General features: G+C 69.7%; 25 protein-coding genes. 15 read left to right on the plus strand and 10 right to left on the minus strand.

The genetic code is table 11. The features are described from left to right. Positions 1 to 11 precede the first annotated feature (11 nt). Positions 12 to 1,457, plus strand: coding sequence for a GH1 family beta-glucosidase (locus BLP38_RS12730; protein WP_091358361.1), 1,446 nt, complete (start codon positions 12 to 14; stop codon positions 1,455 to 1,457). Positions 1,458 to 1,519: 62 nt separating this feature from the next. After that, positions 1,520 to 2,542 carry a LacI family DNA-binding transcriptional regulator gene (locus tag BLP38_RS12735; RefSeq protein WP_231916506.1) on the plus strand — a complete coding sequence of 341 codons (1,023 nt, stop codon included), beginning with the start codon at positions 1,520 to 1,522 and terminating at the stop codon, positions 2,540 to 2,542. A gap of 3 nt (positions 2,543 to 2,545) precedes the next feature. Here the strand turns inward: BLP38_RS12735 and BLP38_RS12740 are convergent, their stop codons facing one another. From BLP38_RS12740 to BLP38_RS12750, 3 genes are all read right to left on the minus strand, one after another. Further along, complete coding sequence (locus BLP38_RS12740; protein ID WP_091358364.1) at positions 2,546 to 3,421, minus strand: VOC family protein; 876 nt, start codon at positions 3,419 to 3,421, stop codon at positions 2,546 to 2,548. A 39-nt stretch (positions 3,422 to 3,460) separates the two neighbouring features. Continuing rightward, the gene (locus tag BLP38_RS12745) at positions 3,461 to 4,819 is read right to left on the minus strand and encodes a uracil-xanthine permease family protein (RefSeq protein ID WP_091358367.1); all 1,359 of its coding nucleotides are present in this window, start codon (positions 4,817 to 4,819) and stop codon (positions 3,461 to 3,463) included. A 78-nt stretch (positions 4,820 to 4,897) separates the two neighbouring features. Next, the gene (locus BLP38_RS12750) at positions 4,898 to 5,833 is read right to left on the minus strand and encodes a phosphoribosylaminoimidazolesuccinocarboxamide synthase (RefSeq protein WP_231916507.1); all 936 of its coding nucleotides are present in this window, start codon (positions 5,831 to 5,833) and stop codon (positions 4,898 to 4,900) included. Between BLP38_RS12750 and BLP38_RS12755 the strand changes: the two genes are divergently transcribed. From BLP38_RS12755 to BLP38_RS12765, 3 genes are read left to right on the plus strand one after another with little or no spacing between them, the layout of a single operon-like run. Next, positions 5,832 to 6,386: a hypothetical protein gene (locus BLP38_RS12755; RefSeq protein ID WP_091358373.1), complete on the plus strand. Its 555-nt coding sequence runs from the start codon at positions 5,832 to 5,834 to the stop codon at positions 6,384 to 6,386. The two genes, BLP38_RS12750 and BLP38_RS12755, sit on opposite strands and share 2 nt — an antisense overlap. A gap of 51 nt (positions 6,387 to 6,437) precedes the next feature. Next, entirely contained in the window at positions 6,438 to 7,061 is a 624-nt protein-coding gene (locus BLP38_RS12760; RefSeq protein WP_091358377.1) for a PadR family transcriptional regulator, read from the plus strand. Continuing rightward, entirely contained in the window at positions 7,058 to 8,548 is a 1,491-nt protein-coding gene (locus BLP38_RS12765; protein WP_091358380.1) for an MFS transporter, read from the plus strand. Before BLP38_RS12760 ends, BLP38_RS12765 begins: the two co-directional genes overlap by 4 nt. 23 nt (positions 8,549 to 8,571) lie before the next feature. Here the strand turns inward: BLP38_RS12765 and purD are convergent, their stop codons facing one another. After that, positions 8,572 to 9,843, minus strand: a complete 1,272-nt coding sequence (gene purD / locus BLP38_RS12770) for a phosphoribosylamine--glycine ligase (RefSeq protein ID WP_091358384.1) — start codon at positions 9,841 to 9,843, stop codon at positions 8,572 to 8,574. A 44-nt stretch (positions 9,844 to 9,887) separates the two neighbouring features. On the opposite strand from purD, the gene BLP38_RS12775 reads away from it, so the two are divergent. The 3 genes from BLP38_RS12775 to BLP38_RS12785 are packed head-to-tail and all read left to right on the plus strand — an operon-like array spanning position 9,888 to position 11,387. Next, on the plus strand, positions 9,888 to 10,241 hold the full coding sequence (locus BLP38_RS12775; RefSeq protein WP_091358387.1) for a sterol carrier family protein: 354 nt from the start codon (positions 9,888 to 9,890) through the stop codon (positions 10,239 to 10,241). A gap of 53 nt (positions 10,242 to 10,294) precedes the next feature. Then, the gene (locus BLP38_RS12780; RefSeq protein ID WP_091358391.1) at positions 10,295 to 11,047 is read left to right on the plus strand and encodes an HtaA domain-containing protein; all 753 of its coding nucleotides are present in this window, start codon (positions 10,295 to 10,297) and stop codon (positions 11,045 to 11,047) included. 22 nt (positions 11,048 to 11,069) lie between these two features. Then, positions 11,070 to 11,387 (plus strand): potassium transporter Trk, encoded by a 318-nt coding sequence (locus BLP38_RS12785; RefSeq protein WP_091358394.1) that lies wholly within the window; start codon positions 11,070 to 11,072, stop codon positions 11,385 to 11,387. On the opposite strand, the gene BLP38_RS12790 is transcribed toward BLP38_RS12785, so the two are convergent. After that, complete coding sequence (locus BLP38_RS12790) at positions 11,388 to 11,996, minus strand: zinc-binding alcohol dehydrogenase (RefSeq protein WP_091358398.1); 609 nt, start codon at positions 11,994 to 11,996, stop codon at positions 11,388 to 11,390. Positions 11,997 to 12,075: 79 nt separating this feature from the next. On the opposite strand from BLP38_RS12790, the gene purM reads away from it, so the two are divergent. The 3 genes from purM to BLP38_RS12805 are packed head-to-tail and all read left to right on the plus strand — an operon-like array spanning position 12,076 to position 15,918. Further along, positions 12,076 to 13,194 (plus strand): phosphoribosylformylglycinamidine cyclo-ligase, encoded by a 1,119-nt coding sequence (gene purM, locus BLP38_RS12795; RefSeq protein ID WP_091358402.1) that lies wholly within the window; start codon positions 12,076 to 12,078, stop codon positions 13,192 to 13,194. Positions 13,195 to 13,203: 9 nt separating this feature from the next. Continuing rightward, complete coding sequence (purF, locus tag BLP38_RS12800; RefSeq protein ID WP_091358405.1) at positions 13,204 to 14,667, plus strand: amidophosphoribosyltransferase; 1,464 nt, start codon at positions 13,204 to 13,206, stop codon at positions 14,665 to 14,667. Positions 14,668 to 14,685: 18 nt separating this feature from the next. Beyond that, positions 14,686 to 15,918 carry an MFS transporter gene (locus tag BLP38_RS12805; protein ID WP_091358411.1) on the plus strand — a complete coding sequence of 411 codons (1,233 nt, stop codon included), beginning with the start codon at positions 14,686 to 14,688 and terminating at the stop codon, positions 15,916 to 15,918. A gap of 15 nt (positions 15,919 to 15,933) precedes the next feature. On the opposite strand, the gene BLP38_RS12810 is transcribed toward BLP38_RS12805, so the two are convergent. Continuing rightward, entirely contained in the window at positions 15,934 to 16,143 is a 210-nt protein-coding gene (locus tag BLP38_RS12810) for a DUF3073 family protein (protein ID WP_091358414.1), read from the minus strand. Between the two features lie 148 nt (positions 16,144 to 16,291). On the opposite strand from BLP38_RS12810, the gene BLP38_RS12815 reads away from it, so the two are divergent. Then, positions 16,292 to 16,852 carry a universal stress protein gene (locus BLP38_RS12815; RefSeq protein WP_091358418.1) on the plus strand — a complete coding sequence of 187 codons (561 nt, stop codon included), beginning with the start codon at positions 16,292 to 16,294 and terminating at the stop codon, positions 16,850 to 16,852. Here BLP38_RS12815 and BLP38_RS12820 read toward each other — a convergent pair whose 3' ends face one another. The 3 genes from BLP38_RS12820 to BLP38_RS14355 form a co-directional block, all read right to left on the minus strand. Further along, positions 16,853 to 17,455 carry a PadR family transcriptional regulator gene (locus BLP38_RS12820; RefSeq protein WP_091358422.1) on the minus strand — a complete coding sequence of 201 codons (603 nt, stop codon included), beginning with the start codon at positions 17,453 to 17,455 and terminating at the stop codon, positions 16,853 to 16,855. Between the two features lies 1 nt (position 17,456). Further along, positions 17,457 to 18,308 carry a DUF4097 family beta strand repeat-containing protein gene (locus BLP38_RS12825; RefSeq protein WP_091358426.1) on the minus strand — a complete coding sequence of 284 codons (852 nt, stop codon included), beginning with the start codon at positions 18,306 to 18,308 and terminating at the stop codon, positions 17,457 to 17,459. A 185-nt stretch (positions 18,309 to 18,493) separates the two neighbouring features. Beyond that, on the minus strand, positions 18,494 to 18,652 hold the full coding sequence (locus tag BLP38_RS14355) for a hypothetical protein (protein ID WP_164499361.1): 159 nt from the start codon (positions 18,650 to 18,652) through the stop codon (positions 18,494 to 18,496). A gap of 184 nt (positions 18,653 to 18,836) precedes the next feature. On the opposite strand from BLP38_RS14355, the gene BLP38_RS12830 reads away from it, so the two are divergent. The 3 genes from BLP38_RS12830 to BLP38_RS12840 all read left to right on the plus strand — a co-directional run bounded on the left by BLP38_RS12830 (position 18,837) and on the right by BLP38_RS12840 (position 23,464). Beyond that, on the plus strand, positions 18,837 to 19,106 hold the full coding sequence (locus BLP38_RS12830) for a DUF7218 family protein (RefSeq protein WP_091358429.1): 270 nt from the start codon (positions 18,837 to 18,839) through the stop codon (positions 19,104 to 19,106). A gap of 1 nt (position 19,107) precedes the next feature. Then, on the plus strand, positions 19,108 to 20,070 hold the full coding sequence (locus BLP38_RS12835; protein WP_172824703.1) for a DNA topoisomerase IB: 963 nt from the start codon (positions 19,108 to 19,110) through the stop codon (positions 20,068 to 20,070). Positions 20,071 to 20,158: 88 nt separating this feature from the next. Then, positions 20,159 to 23,464, plus strand: a complete 3,306-nt coding sequence (locus tag BLP38_RS12840) for an efflux RND transporter permease subunit (RefSeq protein ID WP_091358434.1) — start codon at positions 20,159 to 20,161, stop codon at positions 23,462 to 23,464. Positions 23,465 to 23,467: 3 nt separating this feature from the next. On the opposite strand, the gene BLP38_RS12845 is transcribed toward BLP38_RS12840, so the two are convergent. Further along, complete coding sequence (locus tag BLP38_RS12845; protein ID WP_091358438.1) at positions 23,468 to 24,376, minus strand: aldose 1-epimerase family protein; 909 nt, start codon at positions 24,374 to 24,376, stop codon at positions 23,468 to 23,470. Positions 24,377 to 24,475: the final 99 nt, after the last annotated feature.

The raw sequence follows: 24,475 nt of genomic DNA on the forward strand, positions 1-24,475 counted from the left end.
ACTCTGCCCCCGTGCCCGCCCGAACCCCGCGCCCCTTCCCGACCGACTTCCTCTTCGGCGCCGCGACCGCCGCCTACCAGATCGAGGGAGCTGCCTTCGAGGACGGCCGCACGGCCTCGATCTGGGATGCGTTCAGCCGCGTGCCGGGCGCCGTCATCGGCGGTGACAACGGGGATGTCGCGTGCGATCACTACCACCGCTACCGCGGTGACGTGGCGCTCATGAAAGAGCTCGGCCTCGACACCTACCGCTTCTCCACCTCGTGGTCGCGCGTGCGGCCCGACGGGGGAGCGGCCAACCCGAAGGGCGTCGACTTCTACGAACGCCTCGTCGACGAGCTCTTGGCCGCCGGCATCCGCCCGTGGCTCACGCTCTACCACTGGGACCTGCCGCAGGCGCTCGAGGAGCGCGGTGGGTGGACGGCGCGTGAGACGAGCGAGCGGTTCGCCGAGTATGCGCTGACGGTACACGACGCCCTCGGGGACCGCGTCACCGATTGGACGACCCTGAACGAGCCGTGGTGCTCGTCGTTCCTCAGTTACACGGGCGGGATCCACGCCCCCGGCCGGTTCAGCATCGGTGACGGGATGCTGGCATCCCACCACCTGCTGCGCGGACACGGTCTCGTGGTCGAGGAGCTGCGCCGCCGCGACCCCGCGCTGAACCTCGGCATCACGCTGAACCTCACCGTCGCCGAGGCGGCCGATCCGGCCAAACCGGAGGATGTGGACGCCGCGCGTCGCATCGACGGGCAGTTCAACCGGTGGTTCCTCGACCCGATCTTCCGCGGGAGCTACCCTGCGGACATCGTCGAGGACATCCGCGGCGTCGATGCCGACGAGGTGGCCCGCTTCGAGGCGGCGGTCCTCCCCGGCGACCTCGACACCATCTCGCAGCGGCTGGATGTGCTGGGCGTGAACTACTACCACGGCGAGTTCGTCGGCGGCACGGCCCCGGCAGACCCGCCCCTGCCGGGCGATGCGCCGACCGACCGCGTCGTGGGCTCGCCCTGGCCGGCGGGCCACGGCATCCACTGGTACGAGCGCGGACTTCCCCGTACGGCGATGCACTGGGAGGTGCAGCCCGCGGGGCTGACGACGCTTCTCGAGCGGGTGTGGGACGAATACGCGCAGGATGCCGGTACCGCCCTGTTCGTGACCGAGAACGGCGCCGCCTACGACGACGAGACCGTCGACGAGGGCGGCCAGACCCGGGTGCACGATGAGGACCGGGTCGAGTTCCTCCGGGGGCATCTCGAGGCGATCCTGGATGCGGCCGACGCCGGTGTGGACGTGCGCGGGTACTTCTACTGGTCGCTCATGGACAACTTCGAGTGGGCCTGGGGGTACGACAAGCGCTTCGGGCTCATCCGCGTCGACTACGACACCCAGGAACGGACGTTCAAGGACAGCGCGCTGGAGTATCGTCGGGTCATCGCCGACCGAGCGATCGACTGATTGCACTTCCCGAGGTGACCGTGTCCGAAACCCTTCACTCGCCGGTGACGAGCGGCCCCTCGGTGACGATTCCTCCGCCCGGAACGCTCGCGTCGCCGGTCACGATCGAAGAGGTCGCTGCAGCGGCGGGGGTGTCCCGCTCCACCGTCTCGCGCGTGGTGAACGGGTCGACCGCCGTCAGTCCTGCCGCGCTCGCTGCCGTCCGCCGGGCGATCGACGAGCTCAACTACGTGCCCAATCGTGCGGCGCGGTCGCTGGCCAGCCGGGCGACGATGGCGATCGCCCTCGTCGTTCCCGAGGACACGACCCGCTTCTTCGGCGACCCGTTCTTCGCGGCGATCGTGAGCGGCATCAACACGCGGGTCTCCAAGTCGGACTACGTGCTCAACCTGATCATCGCGAGCGACGATCCGGACGACAAGGCGACGGCGTACCTCCGCAGCGGTGCCGTCGACGGGGCGATCATCGTCTCGCACCACACGAGCGACGCCTTCATCGACCGCATCGCCGCCGCGATGCCCGTCGTCTACGGCGGCCGGCCCGTCCGGGAGCGAGAACGGGACTACTACGTCGACGTCGACAACGTCGAAGGCGGCCGCCTCGCGACGCAGCACCTGATCGACCAGGGTCGCACGCGGCTGGCGACGATCACCGGCCCGACGACGATGCCCGGTGGCATCGACCGTCTGACGGGCTTCCGCGAAGCGCTGGATGCCGCGGGCCTGGCGCCCGTCGCGGTCGAGGACGGCGACTTCACCGCCGCAGCAGGCGCCGCGGCCGTCCGGCGGATCCTCGAATCCGGCGCCCGGTTCGACGGTCTCTTCGCGGCGAGCGACCTCATGGCGCGTGGAACGCTCGTCGAGCTGGCTCGTGCGGGACTCCGCGTCCCCGAGGACGTCGCGATCGTCGGGTACGACGACTCGCCGGTGGCCACGTCGGTCTCGCCGACGCTCACCACCGTGCGGCAGCCCTCGCTGCAGCAGGGCGAGGTCATGGCCGATGTCCTGCTGACGCTCCTGGCCGGCGGGTTCCCGCCCCACGAGACGCTGCTCGACACGCAGCTGGTCGTGCGCGAATCCGCCTGAGGCCTACAGCGCCGCGCCGGCGTGGAGGGTGTTGCGCCACGGGTCGGTGAACGAGACCGTCCGACCGTCGTCGACGACCTGCACGCCGTGATGACTCAGGCGTTCACCGAGTTCGCCGAGCGCGTCCTGATCGGGCAGGGCGAGGTCGACGCGGCCGAGCCCGAGCGCCGGCATGCGCGGTCCCGCACCGCGCGAGTTCCACACGTTCATCGCCATGTGGTGGTGGTAGCCGCCCGCGCTCACGAACAGGGCGGACCCGCCGAGCTCCGCCGTCACGTCGAAGCCGAGCGCGTCGACGTAGAACGCTCGGGCGGTCCGCACGTCGCCGACGGAGAGGTGGACGTGACCGACGGATGCCGCATCATCGGCGCTCGCGCCCTGGGCCGCGGCATCCGTCAGATGCTCCCGGAGGAAGGCGTTGGGGTCGAGGTACAGGGTGTCCATCTCGACCTGGCCGTGGGTCCAGGACCACTCGGTGCGCTCGCGGTCCCAGTAGAGTTCGATGCCGTTGCCCTCGGGGTCGGTGGCGTAGAAGGCCTGGCTCACGAGGTGGTCGGCGCTGCCGGCGAACGACTGCGGCGAGTGCTGCGCGAGCGAGAACATCGCTGCGGCCAGCGCGGTCTGGGATTCGAAAAGGATCGCGGTGTGGAACAGGCCCGCGGCGCCGGCCGGGGCGTGTCGGAGTCCCGGCTCGTGGCGTAGGACGACGATCGGACGTCCGGCGCGGCCCAGCGTGACGGTGTCACCGGCCGCGTCGAGCACCGTCAGCGTGACGACGTTGCGGTAGTACCGCGTCATGCCGTCGAGGTCGCCGACGAGCAGCGTGACGGCCCCCATCGCGGTGGTGGGAGCGAGCCGGTCGAGCGCGGACGTATTCATGTGAATATGGAACGCATCCGCACCCGAGGTTGTTCCCCGTCAGTCGGGGTCGCCGCCGAGCTGACCGATCGGGACGATGGGACCGCCGTCGTCTGCCCCCGTCTTGCGCGCCCGGGCGATCGCGTTGCCGGCGTGGTAGATCACGAGGGCGGCGACCGTGCCGAGCACGATGCCGCCGAACTGCAGCTGACCGAGGTCCATCGTGAAGTTCGCGATCGCGATGACGAACGCGACGGCGACCGTGTACTGGTTGACCGGCCGCGAGAAATCGACCTGGTTGTCGACCCAGATCTTGATGCCGATGACCCCGATGAGACCGTACAGCGCAGTCGTGACGCCGCCGATGACGCCGCTCGGGATCGTGAAGAGCACGGCGCCGACGACAGGCGAGAACGAGAGCAGCACGGCGATGATGCCGGCCACCCAGTACGCCGCCGTCGAGTAGATGCGGGTCGCCGCCATGACGCCGATGTTCTCGCCGTAGGTGGTCGTGCCCGAGCCGCCGAACGCGCCGGCGAGGGTCGTCGCGAGACCGTCGGCGAGAAGGGCGCGGCCGGTGCGCTTGTTCACCGTGGGGTCTCCGGTCATCGTCGCGACACCGCGCACGTGGCCGACATTCTCGGCGACGAGGACGAGGACGACCGGCAGGAACATCGGCAGGAGTCCCCAGGCGACCGGATCACCGAAGGACGGCAGGTGGAAGGTCGGCAGACCGATCCACTGCCCGTTGTCGATCAGCGTGGTGACTCCCGAGAAGTCGACTTTGCCCATGATCAGCGCGGCGATGTAGCCGACGACGACGCCGAGGAAGATCGAGACGCGTCCGAGGATGCCGCGGAAGAGCACCGCGAACAGGATGCACGCGACCAGGGTGATGGTCGCGAGGACCGCGTCGGTCTGGAAGTTGTTCCACGCGGCCGGCGCGAGGTTGAGGCCGATGAGGGCCACGATCGCGCCCGAGACGACCGGCGGCATGAGCTTCTCGAGCCAGCGCGTTCCCGTCGCCTGCACGAGGAACCCGATGCCGGCGAGCAGGATGCCGGCGACGAAGACGCCGACGAGCGCCTGACCGATCTGCTCGGGGCTGTCGAGCGGCTGGCCCTGGCCCGGGCCGAAGGCCGTGATCGGGGCGATGAACGCGAACGACGAGCCGAGGTAGCTGGGCAGCTTGTTGCGCGTGAGGATCAGGAACAGGAGCGTCCCGAGTCCCGAGAACAGCAGCGTCGTGCTGACGGGGAAGCCGGTCAGCAGCGGCACGAGGAACGTCGCGCCGAACATTGCCACGACGTGCTGGGCGCCGATCGCGATCGTGCTGCCCCAGCCGAGACGCTCGCTCGGGGTGACGACGGCTCCGGGGGCGACGCGGCGTCCATCGCCGTGAAGGGTCCAGATGGGCATGCGCGTGCTCCTCAGATGGTGGGGGATGCCTGGGGTCAGGCTACCTGGGAGCGGGCTGTGCGTGCGGGAGCGACGCCGTCATGAGGAGAGGCGCTCGAGGAGCTCGCGGTACTTGGCTGCCGTCTGCTCGATGACGTCGGCGGGGACGGTGGGAGGCGTTCCCTGCTTGTCCCACTTCGCCGCGAGCCAGTCGCGGACGATCTGCTTGTCGAAGCTCGCCATGCGTTCGGCCGGCGTCGAGCCGGTGCGCCAGGTCTCGGCATCCCAGTACCGCGACGAGTCGCTCGTCAGGACCTCGTCGGCGAGGGTCAGGACGCCGTCGGCGTCGTAGCCGAACTCGAACTTCGTGTCCGCGAGGATCAGCCCCTTCGCCTCGGCGAGGGCGGCGGCGCGGCGGTAGATCTCGAGCGACGCGTCGCGCAGCGCGGCCGCACGGGCCTCACCGATGAGCTCGGCGCTGCGCTCGAACGAGATGTTCTCGTCGTGCTCGCCGAGCGGTGCCTTGTAGGCAGGGGTGTAGATCGGCTCGGGCAGGCGATCGCCGTTGTGCAGGCCCGACGGGAGCGGGATGCCGCAGGCCGTGCCGTCGGCCTGATACTCGGCCCAGCCCGACCCGGTGAGATAGCCGCGGACGACGCACTCGATCGGCTGCATGTCGAGCTCGCGGACGACCATGGCGCGACCGGCGACCTCGGCGGGCGCCTCGACGCCGTCGATCAGGTGATTCGGGATGGGCCGTCCTCCGTCACCGCCCGCGAGCTGCGCGAACCACCACAGGCTCAGGCGGGTGAGGAGCTCGCCCTTTTGGGGGATGCCCGGGTCCAGCACCTGGTCGAACGCACTGACGCGGTCGCTGGCGACCACCAGCATCCGTCCGTCCGTGCCGTCGGCGGGTCGGTAGAGGTCCCGGACCTTGCCCGAGTACACGTGGGTCCATCCGGGCAGGGCAGTCGCGGCATCCGTCACCCGGCCATTATCGCGGGCGGCGCGGGCCCGTGCGTACCCTGTCGTCATGCGCCGCCCGCTCCTCGCCCTGACCGCCCTCGCGCTGTCGCTCGGTCTGAGCGGCTGTGTCTCGACCACCGGGGTCGATGACGCGGTGCCCTCGCCGGCCCCGTCCGTATCCATCGTCGAGCCACCGTCGTCGCCCCCTCCGTCGCCGGCCCCGTCCCCATCGGTCGAGGAGTCTGCCGATCCGTCCTACCGGGTTCCCGACGAGAGCCCGCTCGAAGCGACCCGCCTCGTGTTCGACGGCGATGCGGTCGGCGTCGAACCCCGGACCGCCCTGAACGTGGCGGCAAGCGCTGTGCGCGAGCAGGAGTACACCCTCGACTTCGACTGCATCCCCCGAGACGCCACCATCACCCTGTCGCTGAGTCCCGCGGCCGGTGAAGACGATCCGCCGGTGACGCTCAAGGGACCCATCACCGTGACGCAGGGATGCGGTGCTCCGGGGCGCATCACGGGGATCACGGTCAGTCGGATGGTGGGCATCCAGATCACGGCGGTCACCGACGGCGTCGACCAGGCGTGGGCCGTCCTCCGAGCCACCGACGCCACCGATTGATCCCGAGAAGAGGCGTATAGTCCACATGGACTAATCGGCGGAGGGAGCACCATGGCGGACGCCGTCTCGCGGCTCACCCCCACCGCGATCATGCTCCTCGCGCTCCTGCACGAGGACGACATGCACACCTACGAGATGGTGCGTCTGCTGCGCGAGCGTCGGGCGGATCGCATGATCCCCCTGACCCACGGCACGATCTACCACACGGTCGCTCGCCTCGAACGGCAGAATCTCCTCGCCGAGGCCGGCAGTGACCGCGAGGGGAACCGGCCCGAGCGGACGACGTACACGCTGACGGATGCCGGGGCTCGGGCGCTTCTGGCATGGGTGCGGCACGAGTTGCGATCCATCGACAGCCCCGAGCGGTTCCGCATCGCCCTCACCGAGGCGCACAACCTCGATCGGTCCGAGGTGATCGCGCTGCTCGCGAAACGTCGCGAGCTGCTCGCGGCATCCCTCGACGCGCACCGGAGCGCCCGCGAGACCGCCATCGCGCACGGGTCGCACCCGCAGTTCCTCATCGAGGTCCACCGGCAGGCCGCTCTGCTGGCCGCCGACATCGCCTGGCTCGACGACGCGGTCGAGTTCATCCGGCGTCCCGACACCGTCTGGGGTGTCGTCGACATCCCCGTCACCGACCGCTATCTGGCACAGAGAGAATCCGCACGCGCATGAGCGAGAGCACGACCACCGTCCGCACCCCCGGTGCGGCCCCCGTCCCGACGAATCCGTGGCCCGCGCTGTGGGCGCTCGTCCTCGGGTTCTTCATGATCCTCGTCGACACCACGATCGTCTCGGTGGCGAACCCTGCCATCAAGGCGGCGCTCGACCCCACCACCAGCAACCTCGACAACGTCGTGTGGGTCACGTCCGCCTACCTGCTGACGTACGCCGTCCCGCTGCTCGTGACGGGGCGCCTCGGCGACCGGTTCGGGCCGAAGAACATCTACCTCATCGGGCTCGCGATCTTCACGCTCGCCTCGCTGGCGTGCGGACTGTCGGGCTCGCTCGAGATGCTGATCATCGCGCGCGCCGCCCAGGGCCTCGGCGCCGCGCTCATGACGCCGCAGACGATGGCAGTCATCACCCGCACGTTCCCCGCCGAGCGACGCGGAGCGGCCATGGGCCTCTGGGGTGCGACCGCCGGTGTCGCCACCCTCGTCGGTCCGCTCGCGGGCGGACTGCTCGTCGACGGCTTCGGTTGGGAGTGGATCTTCTTCGTCAACATCCCCGTCGGGATCATCGCCTTCGTCCTCGCCGTGCGCCTCGTTCCGCAGCTCGAGACGCACCCGCACCGATTCGACGTGCTCGGCGTCGTCCTCAGCGCGGTCGCCCTGTTCCTCATCGTCTTCGGACTGCAAGAGGGCCAGCACTACGAGTGGGCGCCCTGGGTGTGGGTCATGATCGTCGCCGGTGTCGCCGTCCTCGCGGTCTTCGTCTGGACGCAGGCGCGCACCAAGAGCGAACCCCTTGTGCCGCTCGCGCTGTTCCGCGACCGGAACTTCGCGATCTCGAACCTCGCGATCGCCGCCGTCGGTTTCACCGTGACGAGCATGGCCCTGCCGATGGCGTTCTTCACGCAGCTCGCGCGCGGACTCACCCCGACGGAGTCGGCACTGCTGCTCATCCCGATGGCGGTGCTGTCGGGAGTCCTCGCACCCTTTGCAGGCCGCATCCTCGACCGGGTCGACCCGCGGGTGCTGCTCGTTCCCGGACTGTCGCTCATGGTCGTCGGTCTCGTCGGCTACGTGCTTCTGATGAACACCGAGGCCCCCGTCCTCCTGCTGCTCATCCCCTCGGCCATCATCGGCGTCGCGAACGCCGGCATGTGGGGACCGCTGGCCACCACCGCGACCCGCAACCTCCCGCCGCAGCAGGCGGGCGCGGGCTCGGGCATCTACAACACGACGCGGACGATCGGTTCGGTCATCGGGTCGGCTGCGATCGCCGCCGTCATGCAGGCGCGCCTCGAGGCGAACCTGCCCGGTGCGGGCGATGCAGCCAGTGGCGATTTCGGCGGAGGTGGCGGGATGCCGCCCGCCGTCGCCGAGGGATTCTCGACCGCCATGGGTCAGGCGATGCTGCTGCCGGCCGCCGTCATCGCGGTGGGCGTCGTGCTGGTGCTGTTCCTGCGTCGGCCGGCGCACCTCGCGAAGCGCTAGAGGTCACTGCGAAGCGCTGAAGGTCACTGCGAAGCGCTGAGCGCGATGTCGCGGCGGTAGTGCGCCCCCTCGAGCGAGATCTGCTCGAGGGCGGCGTACGCCCGGGCGCGGGCGTCGGCGAGGTCCGCGCCGAGGGCTACGACGTTCAGCACGCGGCCACCGGTCGCGATGAGTCCGCCATCGGCGTCCGTGGTCGCCGCGTGGGCGAGGTGGACGCCGTCGACGGATGCCGCGGCATCCGTTCCCGTGAGAGGGCGACCCGTGAGCGGCTGCTCGGGGTATCCCTCGCTGGCCAGGACGACGGTGACGGCCGCCTCGGCGGAGAACTCCGGAGCGGGCTCGGACTCGAGCGTGCCGCTCGCGGCGGCGAGCAGCAGCCGTGACAGCGGGCTCGTCAGCCGGGGGAGGACGACCTGCGTCTCGGGGTCGCCGAAGCGCGCGTTGAACTCGATGACCTTCACGCCGGCGTCGGTCAGGATGAGCCCGGCGTAGAGCAGCCCGATGAACGGGGTGCCCTCGGCATCCAGCTGTCGGATGACGGGCTCCGCGACCTCAGTGGTCACCTGCGCGACGAACGCCTCTTCGCTGCCGAAGCGATCCGCGAGCCAGGGGAGGGGCGAGTACGCGCCCATGCCGCCCGTGTTGGGCCCCTCGTCGCCGTCGAGCGCGCGCTTGAAGTCCTGCGCGGGGCTGAGCGCGCGGACGGTGTCGCCGTCGCTCAGGAAGAAGAGCGAGACCTCGGGGCCGGCGAGGAACTCCTCGACCAGCACGGGGCCGCTCGGCAGGTAGGTGTCGGCGTGGGCGAGGGCTGCCTCGCGGTCGGACGTGACGATGACGCCCTTTCCGGCAGCGAGCCCGTCGGCCTTCACGACGTAGGGGGCGCCGAACTCGTCGATCGCGGCGGCGACCTCGTCGCGGGTCTGCGCGCGCGCCGCGCGTCCGGTCGGGACGCCCGCGGCATCCATGATCCGCTTCGCGAACGCCTTCGACCCCTCCATCTGCGCGGCGGCCTTGCCCGGTCCGAAGACGGGGATGCCGCGCTCGCGCAGCGCATCGGCGACGCCCGCGACCAGCGGTGCTTCGGGACCGATCACGACGAGGTCGATGTGCTGCTCGTTCGCGAAGGCGGTCACGGCGGCGGGGTCGTTCTGGTCGAGGTCTGCGACGAGGGCCGCGTCGGCGGCGATGCCGGCGTTGCCGGGGGCCGCGAAGATCTCGTGCCCGGCGCCTTCGGCGACCAGAGCGAGGATGATGGCGTGCTCGCGCGCGCCCGAGCCGAGGACCAGGATCTTCACCCCGCCAGACTACCGAGCGCCGCGCGCGCGTTACGGTGGCATCCATGGCTCGCACCATCAGCACCGGAGACGGGCGCAACGCGCTCGCCGCCGTCGCCGCAGGCTCCGCGGCGCGCACCGACCTCGCCACCGCCGTCCGCTATCTGCTGCAATTGCTCGTCGAGAAGGCGCCCGGCAACTCCGTCGAGGTCCGCGTCCCTCCCTTCGGCGCCGTGCAGGTGGTCGAGGGCCCGCGTCACACACGCGGCACCCCTCCCAACGTCATCGAGACGGATGCCGCGACCTGGATCGCGCTCGCCACCGGTCAGACCGCCTGGGCCGACGCCGTCACAGCCGGCACCGTCCGCGCGTCGGGCGTGCGGGCCAACCTCGACGGACTCCTCCCGCTGCGACCCTGAAGACCTCGCGGCAGCCCCGCCCGCCGGTACGATCGCCTGCGGAGAGGAACCGCATGCAGGCACGACACCTCGGGGTGAACGCGCGTTCGGCGATCCTCGTGATCGCTCTGGCGGCCGCTCTCCTCCCCGTCACCGCGATCTCCGCTCAGGCCGCACCCCGCACGTGCACCGTGTCCGAGGCAAAGCTCGTGTGGGATGCCGGTGCCTCCGATGTGCAGGCGAGCGGCTCCGTCACCGCCGATGACAGCACCCTCACCTTCGAGGAGGGCAAGGGCGTGCTCGAGCCGATCGCCCCGGCCGGCAGCGTGAGCTTCGACGGCTCGCTCGTCTACACGAATACGGCCGGCGTGAAGACGACCCTTTCGGCGCCGACCCTCGTCCTCGACGGCGAGAGGGGATCTCTTCTCTTCGACGTACAACCCGAGGGTGCCGACCAGATGCCGCAGGCTCCGTTGGCGACGATCGATCTGCGAGCCGCCGCGGTCTCCGAGGCGGGCGACACCGTCAACCTCGACGGGGTCGCCGCGGCGACCGAGCCGACCGCCGAGGGTCGCGAGGTCCTGTGGTCAGGAGCCTCCGGCACGCTCGACCTGGCCGTCGCTGCGACGTGCACCACCGCCGAGCCGGCTGCGGCGCCGGCCGGTGACGAAGCGGATGCCGGGGGCACCGGCATCCTGGTTCCCGTCATCGTCGTGGGGGTCGCGGCGCTCCTCGCGACGCTTCTGGCGGTCGGATCGGTGCAGCGGCGCAAGCGCAACAGCGCTCGCGCGGCCCAGCCGGAGATGGTCGACGACCCGCGTCCGTGAGGCGGGGGTGGACAATGGACTCATGGCCGAGCATTCCGAAACGAACGTCGAGTCCGCGCAACTGCGGCGCACTCCTCGGTTCGCCGCGTTCTTCGCAGCGGGGGCGGCACTCGGCATCGTCGTTGCGCTCATCCTGACGTACGCGTTCGGTGACGGTCAGATCAGTGAGAGCACGGGCGCGACCTATTCGCAGAGCCAGGTCTTCGGCTTCCTGCTGCTCGGCTGCGTGCCGGCGGGCGTAGCGCTCGGCGGGCTCGTCGCCCTCATCTTCGACCGCGTGCTGGGACGGCGGAGCACCACGGTGCGCATCGAGCGGGAACGCGTCGAAGAGTCCGACTGATCAGGCGAGTTCGGCGATGATCGGCTGAATCGCCGGGTCGAACGCTGCCACATCACCGCGCAGTCCGTCGGTGACAGCGATCGTGAGCGAGCCGATCCACCACACGCCCCGCTGCGTCAGCGGGAGCACCTGAACGTTGAGCTCGAACGAGTGCGCGCGACGTCCGACGCGCCGCTCGTGTTCGGCGATCGCGCTCGCGTAGGCGCGGTAGCTGCTGGCCGAGCCCGAACGAGCCTGCGCGGCGTAGCGGTCGCTCGCCCAGTTCGCGTAGGCGACGGCATCCTCCGCCAACGGGGCCATGGCCGCCCGCAGCTCGTCGAACCCCTCGACGGGCAGCACAGCGAGGGTCTCGAAGCCGTCGACCAGATCGAGCGGAACAGGAGAGGGGTGCGCCTGCGGCTCGACCGCCATCGCCCAGTACGCCAACCACTGCCGCTGCAGGACGGCGGCGGCGTCATCGTCGACGGGCTGCGCTGCGGGAGCTCCTCGCAGGTGGGGAAGCTCCTCGGGAGCACGGATGCCGAGCGCCTGGCGCACGTACAGCGCGACGAGCACCGTCGTGCTCGCGTCCTCCCGTACGACCCACTCGGGCCGCTCAGCCCCGCTCATGGCGACATCCTATGGCGCCCCTGTGGTCGGCGTCCCGTGGCGATGATGGCGGATCACCCGGTCCGGTGGCCGGTAGGCTGTGCGGGTGGCCTCGACTCCCACCGATCCCTATTCCGCTGCCGGCGTCGACACCGCGGCGGGGGACCTCGCCGTCGAGTTGATGAAATCGGCCGTCCGTCGCACCCAGGGCCCTGAGGTCCTCGGCGGCGTGGGCGGCTTCGCCGGACTCTTCGACGCATCCGCCCTGCTCGGCTACACCAAGCCGCTGCTCGCGACCTCGACCGACGGCGTCGGCACGAAGGTCGCCATCGCGCAGGCGATCGACAAGCACGACACGATCGGCCAGGACCTGGTCGGCATGGTCGTCGACGACATCGTCGTGGTGGGTGCGAAGCCCCTCTTCATGACGGACTACATCGCGACGGGCAAGGTGTTCCCCGAGCGCATCGCCGACATCGTCCGCGGCATCGCCGACGGCTGCTCCGCCACGGGGACGGCGCTCGTCGGCGGCGAGACCGCCGAGCATCCGGGGCTCCTCGGCATCAACGACTACGACGTCGCAGGAGCCGCGACCGGTGTCGTCGAAGCGGATGCCGTCCTCGGCGCCGACCGCGTCCGCTCGGGCGACGTCGTCCTGGCACTCGCCTCGAGCGGGCCGCACTCCAACGGCTACTCGCTCATCCGCCACATCATCGCGAACGCGGGGATCGGCTACGGCGACAACGCCGCCGACTTCGGTCGCACGTGGGGCGAGGAGCTCCTCGAGCCCACCCGCCTCTACACGTCACCGCTGCTGCGCGCGATCGACGCGCACCCGGGCGCGATCCACTCCCTGAGCCACGTCACCGGCGGCGGCATCGCGGCCAATCTCGCGCGCGTGCTGCCCGTGGGCACCTGGGTCGACGTCGACCGCTCCACCTGGTCGCCCTCGCCCGTCTTCCGCGTGCTCGCCGACATCGGCGGGCTGTCGCTCGAGCAGACCGAGGGCACGTGGAACCTCGGCATCGGCTTCCTCGCGGTCGTCTCGCCTGAGACCGCCGAGGCTGCGGCATCCACCCTCTCGGCAGAGGGCATCCACACCTGGCAGGTCGGGACGGTGTCGGATTCGGCGCTGCCGGCCGGCGACTACGAGCAGGGCGCGAAGGGCGTCGACGGCGGCGCAGTCCGCCTGGTCGGTTCCTTCGCAGAAACGGACTGAGCTACACCTATGTGCGGAATCGTCGGCGTCGTCGCTCAGGGGCCCGCCAACCAAGAGGTCTACGACGCCCTGCTGCTGCTGCAGCACCGCGGTCAGGACTCGACCGGTATCGCGACGGCCGAATCGAGCGGCATCTTCCACATCGCGAAGAACCGCGGCATGGTGCGCGAGGCGTTCCGCACCCGCGACATGCGCGCGCTCCTGGGGACGATCGGCCTGGGTCACGTCCGCTACGCCACGAAGGGCACCGCCTCGAACGAGGAGGAGGCGCAGCCGTTCTACGTCAACGCCCCGTACGGCATCGTCCTCGTCCACAACGGCAACCTCACGAACACGCGCGAGCTCACCGAGGAGCTCTTCCGCACCGATCGCCGTCACCTGAACACGAGCTCCGACACCGAACTGCTCGTCAACGTCCTGGCGAACGAGCTGCAGCAGGTCATTTCGGGTCTCGAGCTCGACCACGAGCAGATCTTCGAGGCCGTCACGCGCGTCCACCAGCGCGTCGAGGGCTCCTACGCCGCGATCGCGTTGATCGCCGGATACGGGTTGCTGTCCTTCCGTGATCCCTTCGGCATCCGTCCCCTGATCCTCGGCACCCGCAAGGCCGAGAACGGCCGGTACGAGTGGACCGTCGCGTCCGAATCGCTCGTCCTCGAGAACGGCGGCTTCGAGGTCGTCCGCGACGTCGAGCCGGGCGAGGCCGTGTTCATCGATCTCGAGGGCAACCTCTTCACGCAGCAGGTCGCCCCGAGCCCGAAGCTCGTGCCGTGCTCGTTCGAGTACGTCTACCTCGCGCGTCCCGACTCGGTCATGAACGGCATCTCGGTCTACGAGGCCCGTCTGCGGATGGGCGAGCGCCTCGCCGACACGATCGCGAAGTACACCCCCGATGGGTCGATCGACGTCGTCATGCCGATCCCCGACTCCTCTCGTCCCGCCGCGATGCAGGTCGCGCGCAAGCTCGGCATCGAGTACCGCGAGGGCTTCTACAAGAACCGTTACATCGGCCGGACGTTCATCATGCCGGGCCAGGCGATCCGCAAGAAGAGCGTGCGCCAGAAGCTCAACGCGATGTCGACCGAGTTCAAGGGCAAGAACGTCCTCCTGATCGACGACTCGATCGTCCGCGGGACCACGTCGCGCGAGATCATCCAGATGGCTCGGGATGCCGGGGCCAAGTCGGTGACGTTCGCGTCGGCCGCGCCCCCCATCCGCTTCCCGCACGTCTACGGCATCAACATGCCGTCGCGTCACGAGCTCGTCGCGTACAACCGGACGATCCCCGAGATCGCCGAGGAGCTCGGCTGCGACTATCTCGTCTACCAGGAGATCGACGATCTGAAGGCGGCGATCCTCGAGGGCGCTCCCGACGTCGAGGACCTCGACATGAGCTGCTTCGACGGTCGGTACGTCACCGGCACGGTCAGCGACGAGTACCTCGCCTGGGTCGAGGGCACCCAGGAGTCCTGAGCGGCCTAGGCTGAGTCGGTGACGACACCTGACCCCCTCGCCGTGGGACGGGGCCGGATCCTCGCCGTCGTCGGCATCGTCCTCCTCGCGTTCTCACTGCGATCGGCGGTCGCGTCGCTGTCGCCGCTGTTCGATGCGATCGGCGAGGACTTCGATCTCCCCGCCGCCGTGCTGGGACTCATCGGCACGGTGCCGCCGCTCTGCTTCGCGGTTTTCGGTCTGCTCGCCGCCGGCTTCGAACGCCGGTTCGGCCTCGAGCGCACGACCCTCGTCGCGCTCGGCGCCGTGGGGCTCGGACTCGTCGCCCGCGCCGCCGCGCTCGATGCGTACGGACTGCTGTTCGGGTCCGCGCTGATCTTCGCGGGTGTCGGCGTCGGCAACGTCCTCGTGCCGGCGCTGGTGAAGAAGTACTTCGCCGAGCGCATCGGCCTGCTCACGACCGTCTACACGACGACCATGGCCGTGTCGACGTTCCTGCCCCCGCTGATCGCGGTGCCCATCGCCGACGCCGCCGGGTGGCGTACGTCGCTCGGGGTGTGGGCGGTGTTCGCGGTGGCGGGGTTGATCCCCTGGATCGTGCTCGCCGTCCGTTCCCGCCGCGCCGCCGCGGCGGACGTGGACCTCGAGGCTCCCAGCACCCGTGTGTTCGGGCGGATGTGGCGGCTCCCCACCGCGTGGGCGCTCGCCATCACCTTCTTCGCCTCGAGCGCCGTCGCCTACACGTCGTTCGCCTGGCTGCCGAAGATCCTCGTCGACACCGCGGGTGTCACGCCCCAGGTCGCCGGGGTCCTGCTCTCGCTGTTCGCTCTCATCGGGCTGCCGGCGTCGCTCGTGGTGCCCGCGCTCGTCGCACGGCGCGGCGTCGTGCTGCCGCTGTTCATCGTGGCCTCGGCGTCGGGTGTGCTCGGAGCGGGTGGGCTGCTGGTGGCCCCGGCATCCGCTCCCTGGCTCTGGGTGGCGCTCCTCGGAACGCTCCCGCTGCTGTTCCCGCTCGTGCTGACCTCGGTCGGACTTCGCACGCGGACGCACGACGCGACGGTCGCCCTCAGCGCATTCGCTCAGAGCGTGGGTTACGGCGTGACGATGTTCATGCCGATCGGGGTCGGCGTCCTGCACGATGCCACCGACTCATGGACGGCGCCGCTCGTGATCCTCATCGGGATCTCGCTCCTGGCGCTTCCCGCAGGCGTTGTGATCGCACGACGGAAGACGGTCGAACAGGAGTGGGAACAGCGCCACGGATCGTGGTGAGCGTGAAGGTGGAGGTCAGGCCTTCTCGAGCGACGGCGACGGAGATTCGGACTCGTCGTCCTCGTCATCCTCGTCGGCGTACTGATCGGCCCACTTGTCCTCGTACTGCTCGTCACCGGGCGCGCCGAGCTCACGCTCGAGCGCGTTGATGTTCAAGCTGTAGGTGTCGTACTTCAGCTCACGGGCGATCTTGGTGTTCTTCGCCTTTTGACGGCCACGCCCCATGCGTAACCCCCTCATTTCACGAGTGCGGGCTTGGTCCGGCAGCCCGACGCAGTCACAGTCCGGCAGAGGCCGGGAAGAGTAGCATTCAGGGTACCACGGAGCGTTCCCGCCGCCCTCGCGGGCGGGGATCCAGGAAAGGTGATCCGCCATGCCCGACGCCGAGTCGCAGCCTATGGTCCGTCGTCCTCACCGTCCGGTGATCGCCGGGATCGTGCCCGGTCAGTCGTCCCGTGTGCTCAGGGAAGCGGCGCAGTACGCCCGGATGCACGGTGCGGCGCTCCTTGTCGCTCATGTCGACGTGACGCGGTTCGTCTCCTACGAGGATCCCGACGGTTACGTGCACACCGCGCCGATCAACCTCGATGCGATCCCCAGCGAGGCGCTCGAGACGCAACTCCGCGACGAGGCGACGCGTGCGCTGGACGGAGTGGACATCGCCTGGCAGCTCGAGATGCTCGCGGGGGATCCCGCGCTCGCGATGAAGGATCTGGCCGAGCGCACCGACGCGCGGCTGATCGTCGTGGGAACCCGCAAGCGCGGCATCGGCGAATCGATCCGCGAGTTCTTCACCGGGTCCGTCGCCGCGCGCCTGGCCCACCGGCAGCCGCGACCGATCCTCGTCGTGCCCATCGGCGAACCGGCGCGCGACGACGAGGATCCGTGGCGTGAGAAGCAGAGTTGGCCCGAGGAGCTCTGGCCCGGCGGCTGATCAGCCCCGCGTTGCGCGTCGCACGGCCTCGGCCGCCTCGTCGAGCGCACCCTTGAGGTCGTCGATGACGGATGCCGCCAGGTCGCCGCCCCGCGCGACGTGGCTCCGAAGGTCCGCACGGAGCTCGGCGCGGAACTCCGCCAGCAGCTCGTCGGCCCGCCGCACCTGCTCGCGAGCGGATGCGCGCGGGTCGGGCGTCGAGGACGGCGTCGGACGTGCGGAGGGCTGGGAGGCTGCGGCGAGGTCGGCCTGCAGGCTCCGCATCGCCTCGCGGACGCCCGCTCGCACTTCGTCGGCGATGAGTCGGACGCTGTCGGCGAGCCCGGCCTCGATCCCGGCGAGGTCACCCGAGCGCGATGCCACTTCGGCACGACCGGCATCCGTGATCTCGTAGACGGTCTTGCGCCCGTCGACGGTCTTGGTGACGAGTCCTTCTTCTTCGAGCTTGGAGAGGCGCGGGTAGATGGTTCCCGCGCTCGGCGTGTAGGTGCCGCCGGTGCGGTCCGACAGTGCCTGCATGAGGTCGTAACCGTGGCGCGGCGCCCCGTCGAGGAGGCTCAGCAGGTAGATGCGCAGATCGCCGTGGGAGAAGACGGGGGGCATGTCAGATCTCCTCTCGGATCGGAGCCTCGTCGGCGATGGCCGCGCTGGTGCGCCGGATGACGGTGACGTCGCCCGAGACGGTGTTGGCGCGGACCTCGGCGAACGAGCCGCTGAGCTCGCCGACCGTGCCGGAGTAGTTCGAGCCGATCCCGCTCTGCGAGCGGTCGATCCCGTCGACGTTGAGCTTTCCGCTCACGGTGCGGAGGGTGTACTTCGCGGCCACCGATTCGTCGAGGCGCAGTGTGGCCGCGCCGCTGACGGTGTTGAACGACACGTTCTGCGTCGGCCCGCTCGAGTCGATGAGGACGGCGCCGCTGACCGTGTCGGCGAAGGCGGTTCGGATCGTGCCCGCGGCGGTGATGGCCCCCGACACGGCGTTGGCGTTCAGGGTGCCGGTGAGTCCGCGCATCTGCACATCGCCCGAGACGGAGTTCGCCGTCACGTCGCCCGTGAGCCCGTCGACGATGATGTCGCCCGAGACGGTGTTGAGCTTCGCGTCGGTCGTGAGGCCTGCGACGAGCGCGCTTGCACTGACCACGCCGAGGGTGAGGGCGATGTCACGCGGAACGGCGATGCTGATCTCGGCCTGCGGGCCTCCGCTCCCGAAGTTGCGGAAGGAGGTCAGGAAGTTGTCCCATCGGAGCTGCGCATGGTCGATCTCGATCGCCCCGTTCTGCGCCTCGATGCGCAGTTCCTTCTGCGTGACCGAGTGCACTTCGATGCGGACGCCGGGCTCGTCGTGGGCGACGACGTCGATCTGTCCGCCGACGAGTCCCACTTTGAGTCGACGGATGCCGTCGAGGTCGATGACGCGGGTCTCCCCGGGCTGCACGAGCCACTTTTCGAGAGTCATTCTGTCTCCTGCGGGTGAGCGCGAGTCAAGATATATCGCGTTGGACAGAAGATAACACGATATATCTCGAGTGTCGAGAACGGATGCCGGGAATGATGAGGCCCCCTCGACCGTGAACGGGAGGGGGCCTCGTTGCGCTCTGGGGGAGAGCGCCGCTGACACGCCTGGGGGAGCGCGTCAGACGATCATGTGTTCTTGCGCAGTACTCGCAGCAAGAAGGCGATCAGGGCGATGACACCGACGATGATGGCGACCCACAGCAGGAACTGGAGGCCTTCCGTGATGCCACCCACGATCGCCAGCACGATGGCGATCACGATGATGATGATGAGTGCGAGGTTCATTGGAGGCTCCCTCTGATTGTCTCCGTTGTCCGCCGGGGCGGGGGTGACGCGGGTGTGCGTCCAGACATTGCTATCAGCGTTCTCTCAGGTGACGACAGGCCTTGACAGGTCGGCCATGCGGTGACATAACGTGGCCGCACGCGGGCGATCCTTGCCCGTGATCGACACGTGAGGCGGATGCACCATGCCGGCAGGACGCGGCTCGAACAGCCTGAAAGACCCCGAACTGTACGAGGAGCTCCGCGCCGACGGGGCGTCGAAGGAGAAGGCCGCGCGCATCTCCAACGCTGCCGCCCGCGACGGTCGGAAGGCGGTCGGCAAGCGCGGCGGTCAGGCCGGCGACTACGAGGACTGGACGGTGGCCGACCTCCGCTCGAGGGCGAAGGAGCTCGGGCTCAGCGGGTACTCGCACGCTCGAAAGGCGGAGCTCATCGACATGCTCCGATCGCACTGACGTGCCACGACTCAAGCGCGTACGGCCGGGTGTCGACCTCGGATACCGGCGGATGCGTTCCGGCACCGGCTTCCGCTATGTGGATGCCGACGGTTCTCCGCTCCCGAAGGCGGAGGCCGACCGCGTGCGCGCCCTCGTGCTGCCGCCGGCATGGCAGGACGTGTGGATCTGCGCCGACGCGAACGGCCATGTCCAAGCGACCGGCGTCGATGAGGCGGGGCGGGTGCAGTACCGGTACCACCCGCAGTGGACCGCCGGCCGCGACAAAGGCAAGTACGCCCGAGCGCTGCAGCTCGCCGAGGCTCTGCCGCGCGCCCGCGGACGGGTCACCACATCGCTCCGCCGGGACGACATCGACCAGGAGCGCGTCCTCGCCGCAGCCTTCCGTCTCCTCGACCTCGCCGCCCCGCGCGTGGGCGCTGAGCGGTACCTCGTCAAGCACGGCAGCCGCGGGCTCACGACGCTGCTCCGTCGCGACGCGGTGGTCGACGGCACCGTCGTCGCGCTGCGGTTCCCCGGCAAGAGCGGTCAGCGGCAGGAGATGGAAGTCGACGACGTGGACCTCGCTGCGGCGGTCGAGCTGCTCGTCGGAGGGCGTCCCAGTTCGCCCCTCCTGGCGTACCTGCGCGGGCGTCGGCGCGTCGCACTGAGCGCCCGGGACGTGAATCTCTACGTCCGGTCGATGACCGGCGGAAGCTTCACGGCCAAGGACTTCCGCACTCTCCGCGGCACCATCACCGCAGCGGAAGCGCTCGCTCAGATCGGCCCGGCGACGAAGAAGAGCGACCTCAAACGGGCCGAGGTGCTCGCCGTGAGGGTCACTGCCGAAGCTCTCGGCAACACCCCCACGGTCGCGAGGAGTTCGTACATCGACCCGAGGGTCTTCGACCGGTATCGGCGAGGCCTGATCCTCGACACCACGGTCTCGCCCGAATCCGCCATCCGAACGCTCATCCTCGCCTGACGACGGTTCCCAGCCTCGGGGGCTGACACGCGTGAAATACTGGCGCGCGTCCCCGCACCGCCCCCTGCATCGTGGAAACAGGCCCCCGTTGTCTCACCTCGCCGTCCTGAGCCTCAAGAACCGTGCGCTCATCGCCCTCATCACGATCGTCGCCGCGATCTTCGGAGGCCTCGCACTCACGAGCCTCAAGCAGGAGCTGATCCCGCCGATCCAGCTGCCGCAGCTGTCGATTCTGACGACCTACCCGGGCGCCTCTCCCGACGTCGTGAACAACGACGTGTCGACCCCGATCGAACAGGCCATCCAGGCCGTCCCCGACCTCGAGTCCACGACGTCGACGAGCACGACGAACGCGTCGATCGTCCAGGCATCCTTCGCCTACGGCACCGACCTCGCGACGGCGGAGCAGAAGATCCTCCAGGCGATCAACCGCCTCGACTCGCTGCCCGACGACCTCGACACCAACGTTCTCGCCTTCTCGACCGACGACCTGCCGGTCATCTCGATCGCCGTGACCGGCTACAGCGACGAGACCGCCGTGCAGGACCGACTCGAGAACGCCGTGATCCCCGATATCGAGGATCTCAACGGCGTCGCCGCGGCGCAGATCGTCGGTGGTCGCACCTCGCGCGTCACGATCACCCCCGATCAGGAGAAGCTCGCAGAGGCCGGCTACACCCAGACGGCGATCACCGACGCCCTCGACCAGAACGGCACGCTCTTCCCCGGCGGCACCGTCTCGGAGGGCGACCAGACCCTCACGGTGCAGACGGGCACGAAGCTCGACTCCGTCGACGGCATCTCGGATCTCCCGCTCGTCCCGACCGACGCCGACCAGATCGCAGCGGGAGATGTCACGATCGGCGACGTCGCGAAGGTCGTCCTCGACACAGACCCCGTGACGTCGATCTCGCGCGTCGACGGCAAGCCGGCGCTCACCGTGTCAATCACGAAGCTTCCCGCAGCCAACACCGTCGACGTCTCGCACCTCGTCCGCGACTCGCTGTCCACGATCAAGGACGACCTCGGCAACGGCGCGACCGTCACGGTGGTCTTCGACCAGGCGCCGTACATTGAGCAGTCGATCGAGGCGCTCGCCCAGGAGGGACTGCTCGGCCTCGCGTTCGCCGTCGTCGTGATCCTGATCTTCCTGCTGTCGGTGCGCTCGACGCTCGTCACCGCCATCTCGATCCCGACGAGCGTGCTCATCACGTTCATCGGCATCCAGGCGTTCGGCTACTCGCTCAACATCCTGACGCTCGGCGCGCTGACGATCGCGATCGGACGCGTCGTCGACGACTCCATCGTCGTCATCGAGAACATCAAGCGGCACTACGTCGGCGACGCCGACAAGCTGGCCTCGATCCGCCTGGCGGTCCGCGAGGTGGCGTCGGCGATCACGGCATCCACCCTCACGACCGTCGCCGTCTTCCTCCCCATCGCCTTCGTCGGCGACCTCACGGGCGAGCTGTTCCGTCCGTTCGCACTGACCGTCACGATCGCGATGCTCGCCTCGCTCTTCGTCGCGCTGACGATCGTGCCCGTGCTGGCGTACTGGTTCCTGCGGCCGGGCAAGCCGGTTCTGGATGCCGCGGGCCGGGCCATCGACCCCGAAGACCCCGCCGCCCCGCCGACCCGCCTGCAGAAGTCGTACCTCCCTGTGCTCCGCTGGACGCTTCGGCACTCGGTCGTCACGATCCTCCTCGCCGTCCTCGTGCTGGGGGGGACGATCCTGGCGGTGCCGCTCATGAAGGTCAACTTCCTGGGCGACTCGGGTCAGAACACCTTCACCGTCCGCCAGGACATCGGCGCGACCGCGAGCCTCGACGCGCAGGATGCCGCGGCGAAGCGCGTCGAAGAGGTCCTCCTCGACGTGGACGGCGTCGACACCGTGCAGACCTCGATCGGCTCCACCGGTTCCGCGCTCCGCGACGCCTTCTCGGGCGGCGGAACGGGCATCACCTACTCGATCACGACCGACCCCGACGCCGACCAGGAGCAGATCCGCACCGACGTGCAGAAGGCCGTCGCCGACGTGGAGGATGCCGGTGAGATCACCGTCGCGGCCGCCCAGGGCGGGTTCGGCTCGACCGACGTCGAGGTCGACATCACGGCGCCCGATGCCGGTGTTCTCCGCGACGCCACCGACAAGGTCGTCGCGGCCTTGAAGGACGCCGACGGCGTCGACCAGGTCGACTCGAACCTGTCGGCATCCCTCCCCTTCGTCTCGGTCGCCGTCGACCGCGACAAGGCGGCGGAGCTCGGCCTGTCGGAGGTCGCGGTCGGCGGGCTCGTCGCGAACACGATGCAGCCGCGCCAGATCGGCACCGTCGAGATCGACGACTCGACCCTGACCGTCTACCTCAAGGCCGCCGAGATCCCCGACACCATCGAGGAGCTCCGCGGACTCGAGATCGCGAGCGCCTCGGGACTCATCCGCCTCGACGAGGTCGCGACGGTCGAGCAGTCCGAGGGGCCCTCGTCCATCACGAGTGAGCGCGGCCAGCGGACGGCGACCGTCACCGTCACCCCTGCGAGCGACGACCTGAACGCGGCGGGCGCCGCCGTGACCGCGGCGCTCGCGGGCGCCGACCTCCCGCAGGGAGCGGACGCGGAGGTCGGCGGCGTCGTGACGCAGCAGCAGGATGCCTTCGCGCAGCTGGGTCTCGCCATCCTCGCCGCCATCCTGATCGTCTACATCGTGATGGTCGCGACCTTCAAGTCGCTGCGTCAGCCGATCCTGCTGCTGATTTCGGTTCCCTTCGCGGCGACCGGTGCGATCCTGCTGCAGATCGCCTCGGGTGTGCCCCTGGGTGTCGCGTCGCTCATCGGCGTGCTGATGCTCGTCGGCATCGTCGTGACGAACGCGATCGTCCTCATCGACCTCGTCAACCAGTACCGCGAGAAGGGTCTGTCGACCCCCGAGGCGGTGCTCGCCGGTGGCGCTCGCCGTCTGCGACCCATCCTCATGACGGCTCTGGCGACGATCTTCGCGCTCACGCCGATGGCGCTCGGCATCACCGGACACGGCGGGTTCATCTCGCAGCCGCTCGCGATCGTCGTCATCGGCGGCCTCGTGTCGTCGACGATCCTGACGCTGCTGGTCCTTCCCGCCCTCTACAACCTCGTCGAGGGTGCTAAGGAGCGTCGTGCCGCCAGGCGCGGCGACGTCGTCCCGGCTGTCGCCGGTGCGTCGGCGGGAAGCCAGGCTCCGCTGACGCGGCGCGCGCGGCGGGATGCGGCATCCGTCGCCGTCACGGGTGCTGCGGCCGTCGACACGGCGCTCGTCATCGAGGAGGCTCCGGACATCGAGATCCCGATGGACGAGCCGGCCGCCGTCGAGGAGCCTGACGTCGAAGAGCCGGGCGCGGACGAGCCGCGGCGCGAGGAGTGAGGGTCAGTCGGCCTCGGTGAGGTCGACGCCCCACTCGAGCGTCCATGTCTCGCCGGGCGCGAGTCGGCGCAGGCTCCGCCCGGAGTTGAACGCGTCGGCGGGCGCCGTCATCGGCTCGATCGCGACCGCGACGTCGTGCCCGGGGAATCGATCGGTCGTGAACACCTGCACGTACTCGAAGCCCTCGCCGGCCCACACCGTCAGGCGCCGGGAGTCGGGTGCGACGAGGTGAGCCTCGATGCGACCGTCACGGCGGGAGAGCCCGGCGAACGCGACGTCGAGCGACAGGTCACCGACGCGTCGCGGTGAGCTCAGGTCGTGCGCCTCGTCGACCAGCTCCTCGGCGATGGGGATGTTCTGCTCGTCGAGGCGGAACCACGTCCGCGCCTCGAGCTGCAGCGACAGGTCGGCCGTGTCGACGTCGGAGATGCGGAAGTAGGGATGGGTTCCGACCGCGACGGGCGCGTCGCCGGCTCCGACATTCGTGATCGCGTGGGTGACGCGCAGTCCGCGCTCCTCGAGCGCGTAGGTCACCCGGTTGTCGAGGTGGTACGGGTACCCCGACTGCGGGAACACGTCCGCGCGCAGGGTGAGGGCGGCATCCGTCTGCTCCTCCGCCCGGTACGGCGCGAACCGCAGCAGCCCGTGCGACGCGTTGCCGAACTTCGGCTCGGTGATCGCGAGCTGGCGGAGCTCGCCGTCGTCCTCCCAGCGGCCGTCGCGGATGCGGTTCGGCCACGGCACCAGGACGATCCCGGATGCCGCGGGTGTCGGCACGTCGTCGGGGTAGTCGGGGACGAGGTCGACCTCCCCGACGCGCAGCGCGCGGAGCGCGGCGCCCACCTCGGTGATCTCGGCGGAGACGCCAGCGGTGTGGAGGGTGAAGCGGGTTCCGGTGGGGTCGGCGGCCATGCGGCCAGCGTATCCGCGCGGCCGCTTCACAGGTGAGGCGGGTATCGTGGAGCAGTCGGCGGAGGACACCGCGCTGTGCGCGGGCATCCTGTGTAGTCC

It is taken from the genome of Microbacterium sp. LKL04, from assembly GCF_900102005.1.
In the GTDB taxonomy this organism is placed as follows: Bacteria; Actinomycetota; Actinomycetes; order Actinomycetales; family Microbacteriaceae; genus Microbacterium.

Bases quoted from the DNA above. Each gene is read 5' to 3' on its own strand.
- BLP38_RS12740 (WP_091358364.1), bottom strand. From the start codon at position 3,421: ATGAATACGTCCGCGCTCGACCGGCTCGCTCCCACCACCGCGATGGGG.
- BLP38_RS12745 (WP_091358367.1), bottom strand. From the start codon at position 4,819: ATGCCCATCTGGACCCTTCACGGCGATGGACGCCGCGTCGCCCCCGGA.
- BLP38_RS12755 (WP_091358373.1), top strand. From the start codon at position 5,832: ATGCGCCGCCCGCTCCTCGCCCTGACCGCCCTCGCGCTGTCGCTCGGT.
- BLP38_RS12750 (WP_231916507.1), bottom strand. From the start codon at position 5,833: ATGACGACAGGGTACGCACGGGCCCGCGCCGCCCGCGATAATGGCCGG.
- BLP38_RS12760 (WP_091358377.1), top strand. From the start codon at position 6,438: ATGGCGGACGCCGTCTCGCGGCTCACCCCCACCGCGATCATGCTCCTC.
- BLP38_RS12765 (WP_091358380.1), top strand. From the start codon at position 7,058: ATGAGCGAGAGCACGACCACCGTCCGCACCCCCGGTGCGGCCCCCGTC.
- BLP38_RS12775 (WP_091358387.1), top strand. From the start codon at position 9,888: ATGGCTCGCACCATCAGCACCGGAGACGGGCGCAACGCGCTCGCCGCC.
- BLP38_RS12780 (WP_091358391.1), top strand. From the start codon at position 10,295: ATGCAGGCACGACACCTCGGGGTGAACGCGCGTTCGGCGATCCTCGTG.
- BLP38_RS12785 (WP_091358394.1), top strand. From the start codon at position 11,070: ATGGCCGAGCATTCCGAAACGAACGTCGAGTCCGCGCAACTGCGGCGC.
- BLP38_RS12790 (WP_091358398.1), bottom strand. From the start codon at position 11,996: ATGAGCGGGGCTGAGCGGCCCGAGTGGGTCGTACGGGAGGACGCGAGC.
- purF (WP_091358405.1), top strand. From the start codon at position 13,204: ATGTGCGGAATCGTCGGCGTCGTCGCTCAGGGGCCCGCCAACCAAGAG.
- BLP38_RS12810 (WP_091358414.1), bottom strand. From the start codon at position 16,143: ATGGGGCGTGGCCGTCAAAAGGCGAAGAACACCAAGATCGCCCGTGAG.
- BLP38_RS12815 (WP_091358418.1), top strand. From the start codon at position 16,292: ATGCCCGACGCCGAGTCGCAGCCTATGGTCCGTCGTCCTCACCGTCCG.
- BLP38_RS12820 (WP_091358422.1), bottom strand. From the start codon at position 17,455: ATGCCCCCCGTCTTCTCCCACGGCGATCTGCGCATCTACCTGCTGAGC.
- BLP38_RS12825 (WP_091358426.1), bottom strand. From the start codon at position 18,308: ATGACTCTCGAAAAGTGGCTCGTGCAGCCCGGGGAGACCCGCGTCATC.
- BLP38_RS14355 (WP_164499361.1), bottom strand. From the start codon at position 18,652: ATGAACCTCGCACTCATCATCATCATCGTGATCGCCATCGTGCTGGCG.
- BLP38_RS12830 (WP_091358429.1), top strand. From the start codon at position 18,837: ATGCCGGCAGGACGCGGCTCGAACAGCCTGAAAGACCCCGAACTGTAC.
- BLP38_RS12845 (WP_091358438.1), bottom strand. From the start codon at position 24,376: ATGGCCGCCGACCCCACCGGAACCCGCTTCACCCTCCACACCGCTGGC.